Annotated in this window: 16 protein-coding genes; 10 read left to right on the plus strand and 6 right to left on the minus strand. The window is 69.9% G+C overall.

Features of this window, described 5'->3' with window-relative positions:
- Window positions 1-15: 15 nt before the first annotated feature.
- Window positions 16-1,263, minus strand: coding sequence for a phosphoserine phosphatase SerB (gene serB, locus ACIRJR_RS24385; RefSeq protein WP_403784223.1), 1,248 nt, complete (start codon window positions 1,261-1,263; stop codon window positions 16-18).
- Between the two features lie 279 nt (window positions 1,264-1,542).
- Here serB and ACIRJR_RS24390 point away from each other — a divergent pair, with 279 nt between their 5' ends.
- Entirely contained in the window at window positions 1,543-4,134 is a 2,592-nt protein-coding gene (locus tag ACIRJR_RS24390) for an FHA domain-containing protein (protein WP_403784225.1), read from the plus strand.
- Between the two features lie 138 nt (window positions 4,135-4,272).
- Here ACIRJR_RS24390 and ACIRJR_RS24395 read toward each other — a convergent pair whose 3' ends face one another.
- Window positions 4,273-4,998, minus strand: coding sequence for a transglycosylase SLT domain-containing protein (locus ACIRJR_RS24395; RefSeq protein ID WP_403784227.1), 726 nt, complete (start codon window positions 4,996-4,998; stop codon window positions 4,273-4,275).
- A gap of 442 nt (window positions 4,999-5,440) precedes the next feature.
- On the opposite strand from ACIRJR_RS24395, the gene ACIRJR_RS24400 reads away from it, so the two are divergent.
- The 3 genes from ACIRJR_RS24400 to ACIRJR_RS24410 all read left to right on the plus strand — a co-directional run bounded on the left by ACIRJR_RS24400 (window position 5,441) and on the right by ACIRJR_RS24410 (window position 7,646).
- Window positions 5,441-6,586: a GAF domain-containing sensor histidine kinase gene (locus ACIRJR_RS24400; protein ID WP_403784229.1), complete on the plus strand. Its 1,146-nt coding sequence runs from the start codon at window positions 5,441-5,443 to the stop codon at window positions 6,584-6,586.
- Entirely contained in the window at window positions 6,579-7,223 is a 645-nt protein-coding gene (locus ACIRJR_RS24405) for a response regulator (RefSeq protein WP_403784231.1), read from the plus strand. Before ACIRJR_RS24400 ends, ACIRJR_RS24405 begins: the two co-directional genes overlap by 8 nt.
- Window positions 7,224-7,394: 171 nt before the next feature.
- The gene (locus ACIRJR_RS24410) at window positions 7,395-7,646 is read left to right on the plus strand and encodes a chaplin family protein (RefSeq protein WP_403784233.1); all 252 of its coding nucleotides are present in this window, start codon (window positions 7,395-7,397) and stop codon (window positions 7,644-7,646) included.
- Between the two features lie 71 nt (window positions 7,647-7,717).
- On the opposite strand, the gene ACIRJR_RS24415 is transcribed toward ACIRJR_RS24410, so the two are convergent.
- The gene (locus ACIRJR_RS24415; protein ID WP_403784235.1) at window positions 7,718-8,497 is read right to left on the minus strand and encodes a hypothetical protein; all 780 of its coding nucleotides are present in this window, start codon (window positions 8,495-8,497) and stop codon (window positions 7,718-7,720) included.
- A gap of 120 nt (window positions 8,498-8,617) precedes the next feature.
- Here ACIRJR_RS24415 and ACIRJR_RS24420 point away from each other — a divergent pair, with 120 nt between their 5' ends.
- From ACIRJR_RS24420 to ACIRJR_RS24435, 4 genes are all read left to right on the plus strand, one after another.
- Window positions 8,618-9,418, plus strand: a complete 801-nt coding sequence (locus ACIRJR_RS24420) for an ABC transporter ATP-binding protein (RefSeq protein ID WP_403784237.1) — start codon at window positions 8,618-8,620, stop codon at window positions 9,416-9,418.
- Between the two features lie 65 nt (window positions 9,419-9,483).
- Complete coding sequence (locus ACIRJR_RS24425) at window positions 9,484-9,912, plus strand: NfeD family protein (protein ID WP_403784239.1); 429 nt, start codon at window positions 9,484-9,486, stop codon at window positions 9,910-9,912.
- A gap of 143 nt (window positions 9,913-10,055) precedes the next feature.
- Window positions 10,056-10,985, plus strand: a complete 930-nt coding sequence (locus tag ACIRJR_RS24430) for an SPFH domain-containing protein (RefSeq protein ID WP_033305602.1) — start codon at window positions 10,056-10,058, stop codon at window positions 10,983-10,985.
- 84 nt (window positions 10,986-11,069) lie between these two features.
- Window positions 11,070-11,837: a sulfite exporter TauE/SafE family protein gene (locus tag ACIRJR_RS24435; RefSeq protein ID WP_403784241.1), complete on the plus strand. Its 768-nt coding sequence runs from the start codon at window positions 11,070-11,072 to the stop codon at window positions 11,835-11,837.
- Between the two features lie 94 nt (window positions 11,838-11,931).
- Here the strand turns inward: ACIRJR_RS24435 and ACIRJR_RS24440 are convergent, their stop codons facing one another.
- From ACIRJR_RS24440 to ACIRJR_RS24450, 3 genes are all read right to left on the minus strand, one after another.
- On the minus strand, window positions 11,932-12,438 hold the full coding sequence (locus ACIRJR_RS24440) for an HNH endonuclease (RefSeq protein ID WP_403784243.1): 507 nt from the start codon (window positions 12,436-12,438) through the stop codon (window positions 11,932-11,934).
- 141 nt (window positions 12,439-12,579) lie between these two features.
- Window positions 12,580-13,113, minus strand: coding sequence for a YbhB/YbcL family Raf kinase inhibitor-like protein (locus tag ACIRJR_RS24445; protein ID WP_403784245.1), 534 nt, complete (start codon window positions 13,111-13,113; stop codon window positions 12,580-12,582).
- 58 nt (window positions 13,114-13,171) lie between these two features.
- Window positions 13,172-13,954: a sporulation protein gene (locus ACIRJR_RS24450; RefSeq protein ID WP_403784247.1), complete on the minus strand. Its 783-nt coding sequence runs from the start codon at window positions 13,952-13,954 to the stop codon at window positions 13,172-13,174.
- A gap of 233 nt (window positions 13,955-14,187) precedes the next feature.
- Between ACIRJR_RS24450 and ACIRJR_RS24455 the strand changes: the two genes are divergently transcribed.
- Window positions 14,188-14,460: a DNA-3-methyladenine glycosylase gene (locus ACIRJR_RS24455; protein WP_403784249.1), complete on the plus strand. Its 273-nt coding sequence runs from the start codon at window positions 14,188-14,190 to the stop codon at window positions 14,458-14,460.
- Entirely contained in the window at window positions 14,457-15,065 is a 609-nt protein-coding gene (locus ACIRJR_RS24460) for a DNA-3-methyladenine glycosylase (RefSeq protein ID WP_403784251.1), read from the plus strand. The genes ACIRJR_RS24455 and ACIRJR_RS24460 overlap by 4 nt, the downstream gene beginning before the upstream one ends.
- Window positions 15,066-16,254 lie beyond the last annotated feature (1,189 nt).

Here is a 16,254-nt window from a genome sequence, read left to right on the forward strand (position 1 = left end):
CCCCCGCGCGTGTCGTCAGTCCACGAGGCCGTCGGCGGCCTCGACCTCTTCGCGGGTGATCCCGAGCAGATAGAGCACGGTGTCCAGGAACGGGACGTTCACCGCCGTGTGCGCCGCCTGGCGGACGACCGGCTTGGCGTTGAAGGCGACACCCAGGCCGGCCGTGTTCAGCATGTCCAGATCGTTCGCGCCGTCGCCGATCGCCACCGTCTGCGCCAGCGGCACCCCCGCCTGCTCCGCGAAGCTGCGCAGCAGCCGGGCCTTGCCCGCCCGGTCCACGATGTCGCCCACGACCCGGCCGGTGAGCTTGTCGTCGACGACCTCCAGCGTGTTGGCCGAGGCGAAGTCGAGCCCGAGGCGCTCCTTGAGGTCGTCCGTGACCTGGGTGAAGCCGCCCGAGACCACGCCCACCTGGTAGCCGAGCCGCTTCAGCGTCCGGATCAGGGTGCGGGCGCCGGGGGTCAGCCGGACCTCCGACCGCACCTTCTCCACCACCGACACGTCGAGCCCGGCCAGCAGCGCCACGCGTGCGTGGAGGGACTGCTCGAAGTCGAGCTCGCCGCGCATCGCCTGCTCGGTCACCGCGGCCACCTCGTCCTCGCACCCGGCGTGGGCGGCGAAGAGCTCGATGACCTCGTCCTGGATGAGCGTCGAGTCCACGTCCATGACGACCAGCCGCTGCGCCCGGCGGCTCAGCCCCGCGGAGACGACGGCGATGTCGACGCCGATACCGGCGGCCTCCGTCGCCAGCGCGGTCCGCAGCTCCTCGGTCCCGGTGCCGGACACCGCGAACTCGACGGCGGTGACCGGGTACTTCGCGAGGCGGAAGATCCGGTCGATGTTGCCGCCGGTGGACGTGATCCTGGCCGCTATGGCCGCCGTGGACTCCGCGGTCAGCGGGTGTCCCAGCACGGTCACGTGGGAACGGCCGTAGCCGCGGGGACGGTTGTCGCCCGTGCCCGAGATGATCTCGGCCTGCAGCTTGACCGACTCGGCCCAGCTGTGCACGGTCGCCCGCAGGTCACCCTCGGTCGTACCGCCCGGCTCGGGGGAGGTCACGAGGACGCACAGGACGATGCGGCCCCGGGTGACGACCTGCTCGATGTCCACGACGTCGACGGCGTAGGCGGCCAGGGTGTCGAAGAGTCCGGCGGTGATGCCCGGACGGTCCTTCCCGAAGATCTTGACGAGAAGTGTGGGGGCGTCTGTGTCCCGAGGAGGCTCAGGGAGCTCAGGAGACCGAGGTGGCTGAGGTGCGCTCATGGTGGTCCCACCGTATAGGGCCCCGGGGCGAGCGCTGAAGCCGTCCCGAGTGGCGGACAGCCGGGAGCAGTTCCCGGACGGGGCCGCCGGGGAAGGAGACGGACGCCCCGGATGGGGTGCTCCGGGCCCATTTCTCCCGAGTCGGAAGTGGGGATACGGAGCCTCCGCGCCGTCTTCACGCCGCCCGGCTTTCCGTCGGGGGACCGGTCCTGGAATAGTTCGCCACGATGTTCAGCATCCCTAGGCTCCCTGCGACGGGGGCGACTCGGGGGACAACTAGTGGGGCGCGGAGTGCCGGAACTCGTACTGGAATTGAATGGAAGGACCTGGGCGCTCGATCCGTCCAGGTCGTACACCCTCGGACGTGATCCGCAGGGTGACCTGATGATCGACGACGCCAGGGTGTCGTGGCGGCACGCCACGGTCAGCTGGAACGGCCGCGGCTGGTCCATCGAGGACCACGGCAGCACGAACGGCACCTACGTGCAGGGCCGGCGTATCCAGCAGATGGAGATCGCCCCCGGCACGTCGGTGCACCTGGGCAACGCCACCGACGGACCGCGGGTGACCCTCACCCCGGCCGCCGGCGCCGGGGTGCACGGCGGGCAGGCGGCGGGAGCGGGGCAGGCACCCGCTCCAGCGGTGCACCAGGCGCCCGTGCAGCAGCCGCAGCACGCCCCCGCGCAGCAGCCGCAGCAGGGGGGCGCCGGAGGCTGGGCCGGGGGCCCCGCCCAGCAGCAGGCGTCCTGGCAGCAGGCGCCGCCCACGCGACAGCCTCCGGTCCCGCACCAGCAGGGCCACGGCAACCCGCCCGGAGCCGGCATGTCCGGAGGCCCGGTGGGGATGCCGCCGGTCTACGGAGACCGCAGCCCCACCACGTTCCACCAGCTGGACCTCGGCCGGGTCATGCGGATCGGCCGTGCGCTCGAGAACGAGCTGGTCGTCTCCGACCTGCAGGTCTCGCGTCTGCACGCCGAGTTCCGTGCCACGCCCGACGGCCGCTTCGAGATCCGGGACCTCGGCTCCCACAACGGCACGTACGTCAACGGCCAGCCGCTCAGCAAGTCCGGCACCGCGCTCATCGGCGCGAACGACATCGTCGGCGTCGGCCACTCGACCTTCCGGCTGGTCGGGGACCGGCTCGAGGAGTTCGTCGACACCGGTGAGGTCTCCTTCTCGGCCCGCCACCTCACGGTGACGGTCGACGGCGGCAAGGACATCCTCAAGGACGTCTCGTTCGGCGTCCCCGAGAAGTCGCTGATCGCCGTCATCGGCCCGTCGGGCTCCGGCAAGTCCACCCTGCTCAAGGCGCTCACCGGCTACCGGCCCGCCAACCAGGGCGACGTCCTCTACGACAACCGGAACCTCTACAAGCAGTTCGCCGAGCTGAGGCAGCGCATCGGACTGGTCCCGCAGGACGACATCCTGCACAAGGAGCTCACGGTCACCAGGGCTCTGCGGTACGCGGCCAAGCTGCGCTTTCCCGCGGACACCACCGAGGCCGAGCGCACCGCCCGGATCCACGAGGTCCTCGCCGAGCTCAAGCTCGACATCCACAAGGACAAGAAGATCACCTCGCTCTCCGGCGGCCAGCGCAAGCGCGTCTCGGTCGCCCTGGAGCTGCTGACCAAGCCGTCGCTGATCTTCCTCGACGAGCCGACCTCGGGCCTCGACCCGGGCATGGACCGCGATGTCATGCAGCTGCTGCGCGGCCTGGCCGACGACGGCCGCACCGTCCTGGTGGTCACGCACTCCGTGGCCGAGCTGGCCATCTGCGACAAGCTCCTGGTGATGGCGCCCGGCGGATCCGTCGCCTACTTCGGTCCTCCCGAGGAGGCGCTGAACTTCTTCGGGTACACCAGCTGGGCCGACGTCTTCTCCGCGTTCGAGAACTACCGTGACTACGACTGGGCGGGCCGCTGGCGCGGCTCGCAGCACTACCAGATGTACGCCGCGGACATCGACGCCGTCGCCGCGGCGCCCGTACACATGCCCCCGCCGCAGCAGATCCGGCCTCCGAAGCCCTCGGGCTGGATGGCCCAGCTGTGGACGCTGATGCGCCGCTACGTGTCGGTGATCGCGTCCGACAAGGGATTCCTGCTCCTGATGGTGCTCCTGCCCGCGGTGCTCGGCGTCGTCAGCGTCGTCATCCCGGCGGAGTTCGGACTGGCGGAGCCCGATCCGCCCTCGCGCTTCAACGGCAAGGCCGGGACCATCATGCTGATCCTCGCGGTCGGCATGTGCTTCGCCGCCGCGGCGAACTCCGTACGCGAACTGATCAAGGAGCGGGTGATCTACGAGCGGGAACGCGCCACCGGCCTCTCCCGCTCCGCCTACCTCCTGTCCAAGGTGATCGTCCTCGGCGTGATCACCGCCTTCCAGGGCGTGATCATCTGCGGGATCGGCTTCTCCACCCGTGATCTGCCGGAGGAGGGCCTGTTCATGCCCCCCGCCGTGGAGATCTGCCTGTCGATCATCGTGCTCGGCTTCACGTCGATGATGTTCGGCCTGATGATCTCCGCGTTGGTGAAGACCGCCGAGAAGACCATGCCGCTGCTCGTCATGTTCGCCATCGTGCAGGTCGTCTTCACCGGCGTGCTCTTCCAGGTCTACGGATCACCGGGGCTCGAGCAGTTCGCCTGGCTGATGCCGTCGCGCTGGGCCGTGGCCGCGGCCGGCACCACACTGGACCTCGCCCACCTCATGCCGCCGTGGGACCCGAAGAACCCCACCGACCTGGACCCGCTCTGGGAGCACTCGGCCGGGCAGTGGGGGATCAACATCGCGGTGATGCTCTTCATGAGCGCCGTGCTCTTCTTCGCGGTCTCCCGGATGCTGCGCCGCCACGAGCCCGAGGTGATGCGCAAGTAACGCCCCGGGCCGGACCGGCCCCGGAAACGCCCGAGGGCGGCACCCCGTGGGGTGCCGCCCTTCGGCATGTGCCGGCCGGTCACGCGACGCTGCGGACCGGCGGGCCGGCTTCTGCCCAGGCCTTGCTCGGTGCGTGGCTCAGTACGCGCTGTCGACGTTGTCGATCGAGCCGTACTTGTCCGCCGCGTAGTTGGCGGCCGCGGTGATGTTGGCGACCGGGTCGTACTGGTCGTGCTTGGTGCCCTTGACGTGGTAGAAGTCGAAGGTCGGCTTGATGACCTGCAGCAGGCCCTTCGACGGGACGCCGTTGATGGCGTTGATGTCCCAGTCGTTGATGGCGCGCGGGTTACCGCTGGACTCACGGATGATGTTGCGGTGCAGGCCCTCGTACGTGCCGGGGATGTTCTTCTTGTCCATGATGGCGAGAGCCTCACGGATCCAGCCGTCCAGGTTGTTCTTGTAGACCGGCTTGCGGTCGGCGGCGCGGCTGGCCTTCTTCTTGGCGGCGCGCTTCTTCGCGTCGGCCTTGGCCTTGGCGACGGCCTTGGCCTTCGCCTCGGCCTTGTCGGCGGCCTTCTTCTTCGCGGCGGCGTCCTGGGCCTTGGCCTCGTCGGCGGCCTTGACCAGCTGCGCGGCCGTCGAGTTCTGCTCGATGGCGCCGGCCTGGATGTTCTTCGCCTGCGAGCCGGTGTAGGCGACCGGCGCCGCGGCGGAGGCGGCCTGCGGCTCGGTCGTCGCCGACGCGTCGTTCGGGACGAGCGAGAAGCCGACGGCGGCGGCTGCCAGGGTGGAGACCCCCGCGACGGAGAGCTTCTGCGCCTTGTTCAGGCGACGGCTACGGCTGGAGATGCGGGACACGGACATACAGTCGTACCTCTTCGAATAGCAGGGGTCCTCGGCGAGGACGCGGACGGAAGCGCCGGGGCGCATCTCCGTCGGGGACAACCCAATTCTTAGCTCCAGCAAAATGACCTGGCAAAGGTGTGACGTACGAAGCCGCATAGTGGAAGTGGGTCTTGTTCATACCTCCTTGTCCGGTTTGAGCCTTGGCGAGTTGCCCGTTTTGCTCTAACTATCCGGCTTCGTAAGTGACGTGGGTCCTATGCCTGGGCTCACATGGGGCCCCCTTCGCGTTCACAAATAGTTGCTACTGCGATGCGGAGCGTAAGGGGCTTTTCGGGCTTCGGACGGGAGGGACGGGCGTCCCCGGCCCGCCGCCGGGCCCTTCGCCCTAGGGCCGGCGTCCCACCCCCGGGCCGTCCGCAGCCCGATGTGGCGGTGATCGGCCCGCCGGTACCGTGAGCGCATGAGTCATCGCCCACCGTCGGCCCTGGCCGCGATCAGCGCCGCGCTGCTCGCCATGAGTCGGCACCTCGAGATGCGCGACGTCCTGAAGACGATCGTCGCCTCGGCGCGCGAGCTCCTCGACGCCGAGTACGCGGCCCTCGGCGTGCCGGACGACCACGGCGGCTTCGCCCAGTTCGTCGTCGACGGGGTGAGCGACGAGCAGTGGAAGGCCATCGGGCCGCTGCCGCGCCAGCACGGGATCCTCGCGGCGATGCTCCACGAGGAGAAGCCCCAGCGCCTCGCCGACGTCCGCCAGGACCCTCGGTTCGAGGGGTGGCCCGACGCCCACCCCGACATGTCCGACTTCCTCGGCCTGCCCATCCAGGACGGCGACGAGACCATCGGCGCGCTCTTCCTCGCCAACAAGCGCTGCCCCCGGCCGGGGGGAGGCTGCGGCTTCACGGAGGAGGACGAGGAACTCCTCGGGATCCTCGCCCAGCACGCGGCGATCGCCCTCACCAACGCCAGGCTCTACGAACGCAGCCGCGAGCTCACGATCGCCGAGGAGCGCTCCCGCCTCGCACACGAGCTGCACGACGCCGTCAGCCAGAAGCTCTTCTCGCTCCGGCTCACGGCCCAGGCGGCCGCGGCCCTCGTCGACCGCGATCCGGCCCGGGCCAAGGGCGAGCTCCAGCAGGTCGCCGCCCTGGCCGGGGAGGCCGTGGAAGAGCTGCGTGCCGCCGTCGTCGAGCTGCGCCCCGCCGCCCTCGACGAGGACGGCCTGGTCGCCACGCTCCGTACCCAGATCCAGGTCCTGGACCGCGCGCACAGCGCCCGGGTCACCTTCGAGAGCGCCGGGGTGCGCGCCCTGCCCGCCGCCCTGGAGGAAGCGATGCTCCGGGTCTCCCAGGAGGCCCTGCACAACGCCCTGCGCCACTCCGGCGCCCGGCAGGTCGCCGTCACGCTCGTCAGGGAGGCGACCGCCACCGTGCTGCGGATCACCGACGACGGCCGGGGCTTCGACACCCACGCGATCCGGCGCGCGGGCCGTCATCTGGGCCTCGTCTCGATGCGGCACCGGGCCGGCAGCGTCGGCGGCAGGCTCACCGTCGATTCGGAGCCCGGCAAGGGCACCACGATCCAGATGGAGGTCCCCTGTGACTGACAAGATCATCAAGGTGCTGCTGGTCGACGACCACCAGGTGGTCCGGCGGGGACTGCGCACGTTCCTCGAGGTCCAGGACGACATAGAGGTCGTCGGGGAGGCTCAGGACGGGGCCGAGGGCGTCGCCAGGGCGGAGGAGCTGCGGCCCGACGTCGTCCTGATGGACATCAAGATGCCGGGCACCGACGGCATCGAGGCGCTGCGCAGGCTGAGGGAGCTGGAGAACCCCGCCAAGGTGCTGATCGTCACGAGCTTCACCGAGCAGCGCACCGTCGTGCCCGCGCTGCGGGCCGGGGCGTCGGGCTACGTGTACAAGGACGTCGACCCCGACGCCCTGGCCGGCGCCATCCGATCGGTCCACGCGGGGCACGTCCTGCTCCAGCCGGAGGTCGCCGGGGCGCTGCTGGCGCAGGAGGACCCGGGCAGCGGAACCGGGCGGGGGAGCACCCTGACGGAGAGGGAGCGTGAGGTCCTCGGGCTGATCGCCGACGGCCGCTCCAACCGGGAGATCGCCCGGGCGCTCGTCCTGTCGGAGAAGACGGTCAAGACGCACGTCTCGAACATCCTGATGAAGCTCGACCTGTCCGACCGGACCCAGGCGGCGCTGTGGGCGGTCCGGAACGGGGCGGCGGGCTGACGGGCAGGCCGTTCCGGGGCCGCGCCCGGCCGGGAAACGGACGGTTCCGCTCCAGTGCGAGTTTCATACTGTCGGGTGTATGTCACCCGGACGGCGCATCCTCGGCGGCGGGGCGGCGTTCTCCATGCGTGCTGCGGCGGTCGGCCGCGGCGATGCGAGGAGGATCCAGAAGTGAAGAACCTGAAGAAGGCCGCAGCCGTCACCATGATCGCGGGCGGACTCGTCGCCGCCGGTGCCGGAGCCGCCTCCGCCACGGGCCACGGGGGCGCCGGAGCCCACGGCCAGGCCGTCGGCTCCCCGGGCGTCGTCTCGGGCAACCTCGTCCAGGTCCCCGTGAGCGTTCCGGTGAACGTGGTCGGCAACACGGTCAACGTGATCGGCCTGCTCAACCCGGCCTTCGGCAACTTCGGCCTGAACGCCTGACCGACGCCTCGCATCCTCCCGCGGGACGGGCTCGACCGACCTCGTCCCGCGGCAGGGAGCACGGGGCGTGTCTACCGCCCCCGTTCCTCCACGTACGCGTTGTACGCCGCGACCTGCGCCCGCCGGGCCACCCGCTCCACCGGCCGCAGCGCCTCGCCCCGGGCCGCGATCTCGGAAGCGCTCACCGCGCCGCCGTGCCCGTTCTCCTGGGCCACCGACACCAGCAGGCCCACCCGCTGAGCCAGTTCCAGCACCCGTACCGCCCGCGGCGGATACCCCGGAGCCAGCACCTCGCGGCCCCGTTCGGCCCGCGCCCGGTAGGCGTCCACCGCTGCCTCCGCGACCGGCCCGGACCCGGCGACGTCCAGCCGGGACAGCACCGCCGTCGCGTCCCGCAGCGCCTCGGCGAGCTCCCGCTCCGCCTCGCCCAGCGACGGCACATCGGCCGGCGGCGCCTCCCGGACCGGCAGGCAGAGCCACACCACCTCCACATGCAGGTCCCCGGCGGGCCCCGCCTCGCTCACCTCCGGCACGAGCCCGTACGGGGCGCCGGACGTGACCACCGCCTCCTCCGCCTCCAGCGCCCGGGCGTTGAAGTCCGGCGGTCCGCTGAGGCCCAGCGGATGCCCGGGCACCGGCAGCGCGACCCGGAAACCGGTCGCCCCCAGCCCCCTCAGCCGGCCGAGCGCGAGCGTGAGCCCGACCGGCCCCGGCTCGCCGGGCAGCCCCTCGACGCGGTGCACCGCGTCCTCACCGACGATCGCGAGCGCCGCGTCGTCCGGCGACACAAGTCCGGCCAAAAGCGCGTTTCCCCATGCGGCAAGCCGCCCTGAGCGTGGTTCCGAAAGCATGGGAACAGCCTAGGGAACAGCCCCAGGGCCTGAGCACTCCCCGGGTGGCGTAGGTTTTCCCTGGGAGCTGTGCCCGCAGGCACGCGACGATCTCGACACTGTATGGGGAGACAACGCGCCATGAGCGATGTACTGGAGCTGGTGGACGTATCCGTGGTCCGCGACGGACGCGCTCTGGTGGACGACGTCTCCTGGTCGGTCAAGGAGGGGGAGCGCTGGGTCATCCTCGGCCCCAACGGCGCCGGCAAGACCACCCTCCTCAACATCGCCTCCAGCTACCTCTTCCCGAGCAAGGGCACGGCCAAGGTCCTGGGCGAGCGCCTCGGCGGGGTCGGCACCGACGTCTTCGAGCTCCGCCCCCGCATCGGCATCGCCGGTGTGGCCATGGCCGAAAAGCTGCCCAAGCGCCAGACCGTGCTGCAGACGGTGCTCACCGCCGCCTACGGCATGACCGCCACCTGGCACGAGGACTACGAAGCCGTCGACGAGGAGCGTGCCCGCGCCTTCCTCGACCGCCTGGGCATGACCGAATTCCTCGACCGGAAGTTCGGCACGCTCTCCGAGGGTGAGCGCAAGCGCACCCTGATCGCCCGCGCCATGATGACCGACCCCGAGCTGCTCCTCCTGGACGAGCCGGCCGCCGGGCTCGACCTCGGCGGACGCGAGGACCTGGTCCGGCGCCTGGGCAGGCTGGCCCGTGACCCGTACGCCCCCTCCATGGTCATGGTCACCCACCACGTCGAGGAGATCGCGCCCGGCTTCACCCACGTCCTGATGATCCGTCAGGGCAAGGTGCTCGCCGCCGGCCCCATGGAGACCGAGCTCAGCTCCCGGAACCTCTCCCTCTGCTTCGGCCTGCCGCTCGTCGTCGAGCACCACGGCGACCGCTACACCGCTCGCGGCCTGCCTCTCGGCCAGTAGGCGCACCACAGCCAACCTCTCCTGCGCCCTGTCGGGGAGGGCACCCGCGGTCCTACGATGACCAGGTGGACATCGACGCGTGGGTGTGGTGGCTGATCGGCGCGGTGGGACTGGGTATTCCCCTCGTCCTCACCGCGATGCCCGAATTCGGAATGTTCGCCGTCGGGGCGGTGGCCGCTGCCGTCGTCGCGGCCCTCGGCGGGGGCGTCGTCGCCCAAGTCCTGGTCTTCGTCGTGGTGTCGGTGGCCCTGACCGCGGTCGTGCGACTGATCGCCTCCCGGCAGCGCACCGGACGGTCGACGCACGCCACCGGAATCGACGCGCTGAAAGGCCGTCAGGCCGTCGTCCTGGAACGGGTGGACGGCAGCGGAGGGCGCATCAAGCTCGCCGGCGAGGTCTGGTCCGCGCGCTCGCTCGACGGCGACCAGGTCTTCGAACCCGGCCTGCAGGTCGACGTCGTGGACATCGACGGTGCAACGGCCGTCGTCATGTAGCGAACCGGTCACACGGCAGGCCGCAGTCTGCCAAACTCGAAGTCGATCATCATGAGAACGCGACCGTCGCGAAACACGACCGTCGTGACCGTTCGACCTCGATCACCGCGATCCGTCGGCAACCGAAGGGCACGAGGCACACGATGCAACCGATCATCATCGTCCTGATCATTCTGGTGGTGCTCGTCTTCATCGCCCTGATCAAGACGATCCAGGTCATCCCGCAGGCCAGTGCCGCCATCGTCGAGCGCTTCGGCCGCTACACCCGCACCCTCAACGCCGGTCTGAACATCGTCGTCCCGTTCATCGACTCGATCCGCAACCGGATCGACCTCCGCGAACAGGTCGTCCCCTTCCCGCCGCAGCCGGTGATCACCCAGGACAACCTCGTCGTCAACATCGACACCGTCATCTATTACCAGGTGACCGACGCCCGCGCCGCCACCTACGAAGTCGCCAGCTACATCCAGGCGATCGAGCAGCTCACCGTCACCACGCTGCGCAACATCATCGGCGGCATGGACCTCGAGCGGACCCTGACCTCCCGTGAGGAGATCAACGCCGCGCTGCGTGGAGTCCTCGACGAGGCCACCGGCAAGTGGGGCATCCGCGTCAACCGCGTCGAGCTCAAGGCCATCGAACCGCCCACCTCCATCCAGGACTCGATGGAGAAGCAGATGCGCGCCGACCGTGACAAGCGCGCCGCGATCCTCACCGCCGAGGGCATCAGGCAGTCCGCGATCCTCACCGCCGAGGGCGAGAAGCAGTCCGCGATCCTGCGCGCCGAGGGCGAGGCCAAGGCGTCCGCCCTGCGCGCCGAGGGCGAGGCCCAGGCCATCCGTACGGTCTTCGAGTCCATCCACGCCGGGGACCCGGACCAGAAGCTCCTCTCGTACCAGTACCTCCAGATGCTCCCCAAGATCGCCGAGGGCGACGCCAACAAGCTCTGGATCGTGCCCAGCGAGATCGGGGACGCGCTCAAGGGCCTCAGCGGCGCGTTCGGCAACCTCGGCAGCGGTGCCCCCGGCTTCAACACCGGCACGGAGCGCCGGGAGCAGCCCCCGGTCGACTGACCGGGAAACCCCTTCGTGCATGATCAGTGAGGCCCCTCGACCTTCATGGCGGGGAGGCGTCACTGACCATCGAAGGAGATGGCCTTGTCCATCTGGGAGATTCTCGCGGTCTTCGCGGCCGGCATCGGCGCGGGCACGATCAACACCATCGTCGGATCCGGGACGTTGATCACCTTTCCCGTCCTGCTCGCCACCGGGCTGCCACCGGTCACCGCCACCGTGTCCAACGCCCTCGGCCTCATCCCGGGCTCGATCAGCGGCGCCATCGGTTACCGGGAGGAACTGACCGGTCAGCGCCGCCGGATCCTGAAACTGAGCGTCGGCGCGCTGATCGGCGGACTCACCGGCGCGACCCTCCTGCTCGCCCTGCCCTCGACGGCGTTCGAGACGATCGTCCCCGTGCTGGTGGCCCTCGCACTCGTCCTGGTCATCCTGCAGCCCCGCATCAGCAGAGCGGTCCAGCGCCGGCGCGAGCGCACGGGGACACCCGCCCGCCCCGACGGCGGGCCGCTCCTCTTCACCGGCCTGATGCTCGCCAGCGTCTACGGCGGCTACTTCACGGCGGCCCAGGGGATCATCTATCTCTCCCTGATGGGCATGCTCCTCGACGACACGATGCAGCGCCTCAACGCGGTGAAGAACGTCCTGGCCGCTGTCGTCAACACCGTCGCCGCGCTCTTCTTCCTCTTCGTCGCGGACTTCGACTGGACGGCGGTCGTGCTCATCGCGGTGGGTTCCGCGATCGGCGGCCAGATCGGTGCCAAGGTCGGACGCCGGCTCAGCCCGGGCTTCCTCCGCGCCCTGATCGTCGTCGTCGGCACCGCGGCGATCGTCCAGTTGCTGCTGCGCTGACACAGAGGAGCCCGCCCCCTCCGGCACGAGGGGACGGGCTCCGCACATGTTCGTCATGGGGAGAGGCCTCCCCCGCGTCCCGCCGCGCGGGCGGCTACGCCGCAGCGCGCGCCAGCCACTCCGGCAGCGCCGACCGGTCGCCGACACCCAGCGCGAGCAGCATCGCGTCCGCCGGCGACGGTACGAACGGCTGACGCAGCAGCGGCATCCCCGCCTGATCCGGAGTCCGGGCAGCCTTGCGGTGGTTGTCCTCCGCGCAGGAGGCCACGGTGTTCAGCCAGGTGTCCTGGCCCCCCTGGGCGCGCGGAACGACGTGGTCCACGGTGCTCGCCCGCCGCCCGCAGTACGCGCACCGGTGCTGGTCGCGTATGAGCACACCCCGTCTGGACCAGGGAGCGTGTCTTCGGAACGGCACCCGCACGTACCGGCAGAGCCTGATCACCTGGGGGACCGGAAGGTCCACGGCGGCACCACGCATACGGAGCCCGGGATGCGACTGCTCGACGACGGCCTTGTCCTGGAGGATCAGGACCACAGCACGGTTGAGCGTCACCGTCGACAGCGGCTCGAAGCTCGCGTTGAGTACAAGCGTGTCCCGCATCTTGCCCACCTCCCGTGTGCCGCCCGTCAGTCGGCGGGCCCGGATCAACTCTGTCCGGGAGAGCCGTGATGGACAACGCAATAAAAAGTGCCCTGCCCTGATCTCTCCAAGACCAGGGCAGGGCAAACAGGAGGCGAACGTTCAGCTTGCGGGAGCGGTGTACTCCCCGATCAGCTGAGCCCGGCCCAGCGTGTGGAACCGCAGGTTGAAACCGACCACCGCGGGCGAGGCGTCGCTGTCCGGCCCGAGCTTCTCGGTGTCCACCGCGTAGATGGTGAAGACGTAGCGGTGGTTCTCACCGGCGGGCGGTGCGGCACCGCCGAACTCCTTCGACCCGTAGTCGTTGCGCGCCTGGACGGCACCCTCGGGCAGGCCTTCGAACGCTCCGCTCCCCGCGCCGGCCGGCAGCTCCGTGACCGATGCGGGGATGTCGAAGAGCGTCCAGTGCCAGAACCCGCTGCCCGTCGGGGCATCCGGGTCGAAGCAGGTCACGGCGAAGCTCTTCGTCTCCGCGGGAAAGCCCTCCCAGCGCAACTGCGGCGAGGTGTTCCCCGCAGCGAACACCTGGGCGTCCGCCAGTACGGCGCCGGGAGCGAGATCCTTGCTCACGACGGTGAAAGGGGGGACCTCCGGATGGAAGTCGTGCGGCAGCGGCGCCCTCTTCGGCTCGGTCACGTCAGCACCTCTCCTGATCGGCTGTGCGGTCTCTTCCCCACCGACCCTAGGCGCTCTCTCACAGCCAGTTGCGCTGGCCGCCGACCTGCGCGAGCCACTGGTTGAGGTACGCGGTCCAGTCGGTGCCCTGGAAGTCGTTGAGACCCACCTTGAACGCGCGGTAGGAGTCGCTGCCCTCGCTGAAGAGCCCCGGCTTCTTGTCCATCTCCAGGACGACGTCCATCTCGCGGTCGTCCGCGATGAACGTCAGCTCCACCTGGTTCAGCCCGCGGTACTGCTGCGGTGGGGCGAACTCGATCTCCTGGTAGAACGGCAGACGCTGGCGGGTGGCGCGGATGTGACCGCGCTCCATGTCGGCGCTGCGGAAGCCGAAGCCCAGCTGCCCGAAGGCGTCCAGGATGGCCTGCTGCGCGGGCAGCGGGTGCACGTTGATCGGGTCCAGGTCACCCGAGTCCAGGGCGCGTGCGATCTCCAGCTCCGTGGTGACACCGATGTTCATGCCGCGCAGGTGCTGCCCCGCGAACATGGTGATCGGCGTCTCCCACGGAATCTCCAGCCCGAACGGCACGACGTGCACGGCGCCGGCCTGCACCTCGAACGCACCGCCGAGACGCAGCTTGGCGAACTCGATGTCCTGCTTGGTCTCCTGGTCCCCGCCCTCCACCTCGACCCGGGCCTGCAGACCGACCGAGAGGCCCTCGATCTGCTGGGCCACGGACCCGCCCTGGATCCGCACCTCGCCCTGGACGACCCCACCCGGGACGACATTGAGTTCGGTCAGTTCGGTCTCGACCGAAGCACCGCCGGCACCCATGCTCGCGAGCAGTCGCTTGAAGCCCATGATTTTCCTCCTTGGTCCTGACCCCTACATACGCGCGACGACCGTAACCGGTTCCCGCCACCGCCGTCTTCAGCGGTCCCCGGAGCACGGCGGACGCCACTCCTCGAACGGTGGGCGAAGGCGGACTTGGGTGCGGCGGGTCCCGCGGAACGTTTCACCCGCCGACCTTGATCAACCTCTCATCCAGGGAGTGTCATCCCGGCCCGGTACTCTCGGATGCCATGAACGAGGGCATGACCCGAACACCGCTCACACGGGACTTCCTCGACAGGCGGGTCCCGGAGGCGGCGCCCGATCTCCTGGGCCCGGCCCCCGTCCGGACCACCGACGGGAGCACCGTCGAGCTGCGCCCGGTCGAGCTGCGCCTGACGGAGGCGCACGCGGGCGAGGCCGGCCCCGGCTCCCACGCCTACCGAGGCCGGACCGCCCGCAGCAGCGTGGTGTCCCGCCCGCCCGGGCACTCGTACGCCTGCGCCACCCACGGCATGTCAAGGCGGTCGGCATGAACGCCGACCGCCTCGCACACCCTGCCGAAGAGGTCGCCCCCAAACTGCTGGGGAGCGTCCTCACCTGCCGGACTCCCGAGGGAACCGTGAGCATCGCCATCACGGAGACCGAGGCCTACTCCGGTGCGGCCGACCCCGCTTCCCATGCCTACCGAGGCCGGACACCCCGTAACGCCGTCATGTTCGGGCCCGCGGGACACCTGTATGTCTACCGGTCCCACGGCCTCCACTGGTGCGCCAACGTCGTCACCGGGACGGAGGGCATCGCCTCGGCTGTCCTCATCCGGGCAGGCAGGGTCATCGAAGGGGAGGACCTGGCACGCGAGCGGCGAGGGGAGAAGGTCGAGAGCCCACGCCTTGCCCGGGGCCCGGGTAACTTCTGCCAGGCACTCGGCATCACGGCGGAGCACAACGGCGCAGATCTCCTGACGGGAACCTCGGTCACCTTGTCCGAGGGCGAGCCGGCGCCCGCCGCGCTCATCCGGATCGGTCCTCGGGTCGGCGTGAGCAAGGCCCACGACTGGCAGCACCGGTTCTACCTCGCCGGGGATCCGACAGTCTCGGCGTACCGGCTGAGTCCGCGAGCCAAGTCCGCCGGAGCCTGAGCCGCTGTGTGCCTCGTTGGCGAGTCCTTGCACCCTTCCGACGCTGCGGCTGACGACACGGCAAGGCTGTGAACAGGTCGTACGCTCTCGCCGCGACGATGTGCGGGCACGACGGGCGGCGCTGAAACGGTGGGGATCCGGGCTGCCACGACCCGGCGGTCGTCCAGTACTCGCCGGGGCACTGCCGCATCCCTCTGCCGCCTCTCTCCACCCGCGCCGGCGCCGTACGGGAACCGTCGGCAGAACGGAGGACGTTCGCGACGCGCCCGACCGTCCGGGAAAGGAGTCCGTCCTCGTGGCGCGACGTCCGTGGTCGTCGGTGATTCGGCCCCTGCAACGTCGATGACGCCCACGCAAGCTCCGGCCGAGGCGCAAGGACGTACCGGCGGCTTGCCGCTGTGGTGACCGGGATGTACTCACGGGGACGAGCCTCCGCCTCATCGCTCATACCCTCGGGCACGTCCTGCGGTCGCAACGACGCCGGCCTCGCGGTCCCTGAAGATGGCCCGGAAACGTCGAATCTCGGCCCGCCAGGGCAGGGAACCGGCCAAAGGGCCGACGCGACCGGCAACCGCCCTCGACGTCGGCCGCGTATGGCACGGTGTCGATGCGGTCGCAGGGCACGGAAGGCGGCTGTCTGTCCTGCGCGACACCCGCCACCGCCCGACCAGGTACGGAGCCCTCCACGCACCGGCGCGGGCGGCGCCGACCCGCATCAGCCGTGGTGCATCCGGACCGACTGCGACCCCCGCGGTCTGGCCGTGCTGGACCCACGCGCCACGTCGCCGCGCAACTTGACTCACCCTCGCCGTTTCCCTAATGTAGTCCGAGCCGCTTGAACGGATGCAGTTGTTCTTGGCGCGGTCCACCGGACCGGGTCGAAGCATCGTGAGAGGGCCAACCACTACCTACGATTCAACCCTGACGGGTGTTATTTCGGCATGCCGGAATACTCCCGAGCGTCTCGATTATGAGTCGCCGAGGAAATCGACTAACGTAGTGAACACGCCGAAAGGCAAAGGCCACTCCACAGGCCGCCGGAATCAAATTCGGACCGGAAACGGAACGAAAAAGAGTCTGGTAAAGTTGGAACCGCCGGAAAGGGAAGCGCGAAAGCGAAGAACTGGAAAGCGAAACCCGCTTCGACCGGGAATCGGACACGAAAGAGTCTGATAGAGTCGGAAACGCA

Origin of the sequence: Streptomyces sp. NPDC102402 (assembly GCF_044765765.1) — a bacterium.
In the GTDB taxonomy this organism is placed as follows: domain Bacteria; phylum Actinomycetota; class Actinomycetes; order Streptomycetales; family Streptomycetaceae; genus Streptomyces.

Excerpts from the sequence above, each read along its gene's own strand:
- ACIRJR_RS24460 (WP_403784251.1), top strand. The coding sequence starts at position 14,457 with ATGAACGCCGACCGCCTCGCACACCCTGCCGAAGAGGTCGCCCCCAAA.
- ACIRJR_RS24400 (WP_403784229.1), top strand. The coding sequence starts at position 5,441 with ATGAGTCATCGCCCACCGTCGGCCCTGGCCGCGATCAGCGCCGCGCTG.
- ACIRJR_RS24455 (WP_403784249.1), top strand. The coding sequence starts at position 14,188 with ATGACCCGAACACCGCTCACACGGGACTTCCTCGACAGGCGGGTCCCG.
- ACIRJR_RS24450 (WP_403784247.1), bottom strand. The coding sequence starts at position 13,954 with ATGGGCTTCAAGCGACTGCTCGCGAGCATGGGTGCCGGCGGTGCTTCG.
- ACIRJR_RS24395 (WP_403784227.1), bottom strand. The coding sequence starts at position 4,998 with ATGTCCGTGTCCCGCATCTCCAGCCGTAGCCGTCGCCTGAACAAGGCG.
- ACIRJR_RS24415 (WP_403784235.1), bottom strand. The coding sequence starts at position 8,497 with ATGCTTTCGGAACCACGCTCAGGGCGGCTTGCCGCATGGGGAAACGCG.
- ACIRJR_RS24430 (WP_033305602.1), top strand. The coding sequence starts at position 10,056 with ATGCAACCGATCATCATCGTCCTGATCATTCTGGTGGTGCTCGTCTTC.
- ACIRJR_RS24440 (WP_403784243.1), bottom strand. The coding sequence starts at position 12,438 with ATGCGGGACACGCTTGTACTCAACGCGAGCTTCGAGCCGCTGTCGACG.
- serB (WP_403784223.1), bottom strand. The coding sequence starts at position 1,263 with ATGAGCGCACCTCAGCCACCTCGGTCTCCTGAGCTCCCTGAGCCTCCT.
- ACIRJR_RS24420 (WP_403784237.1), top strand. The coding sequence starts at position 8,618 with ATGAGCGATGTACTGGAGCTGGTGGACGTATCCGTGGTCCGCGACGGA.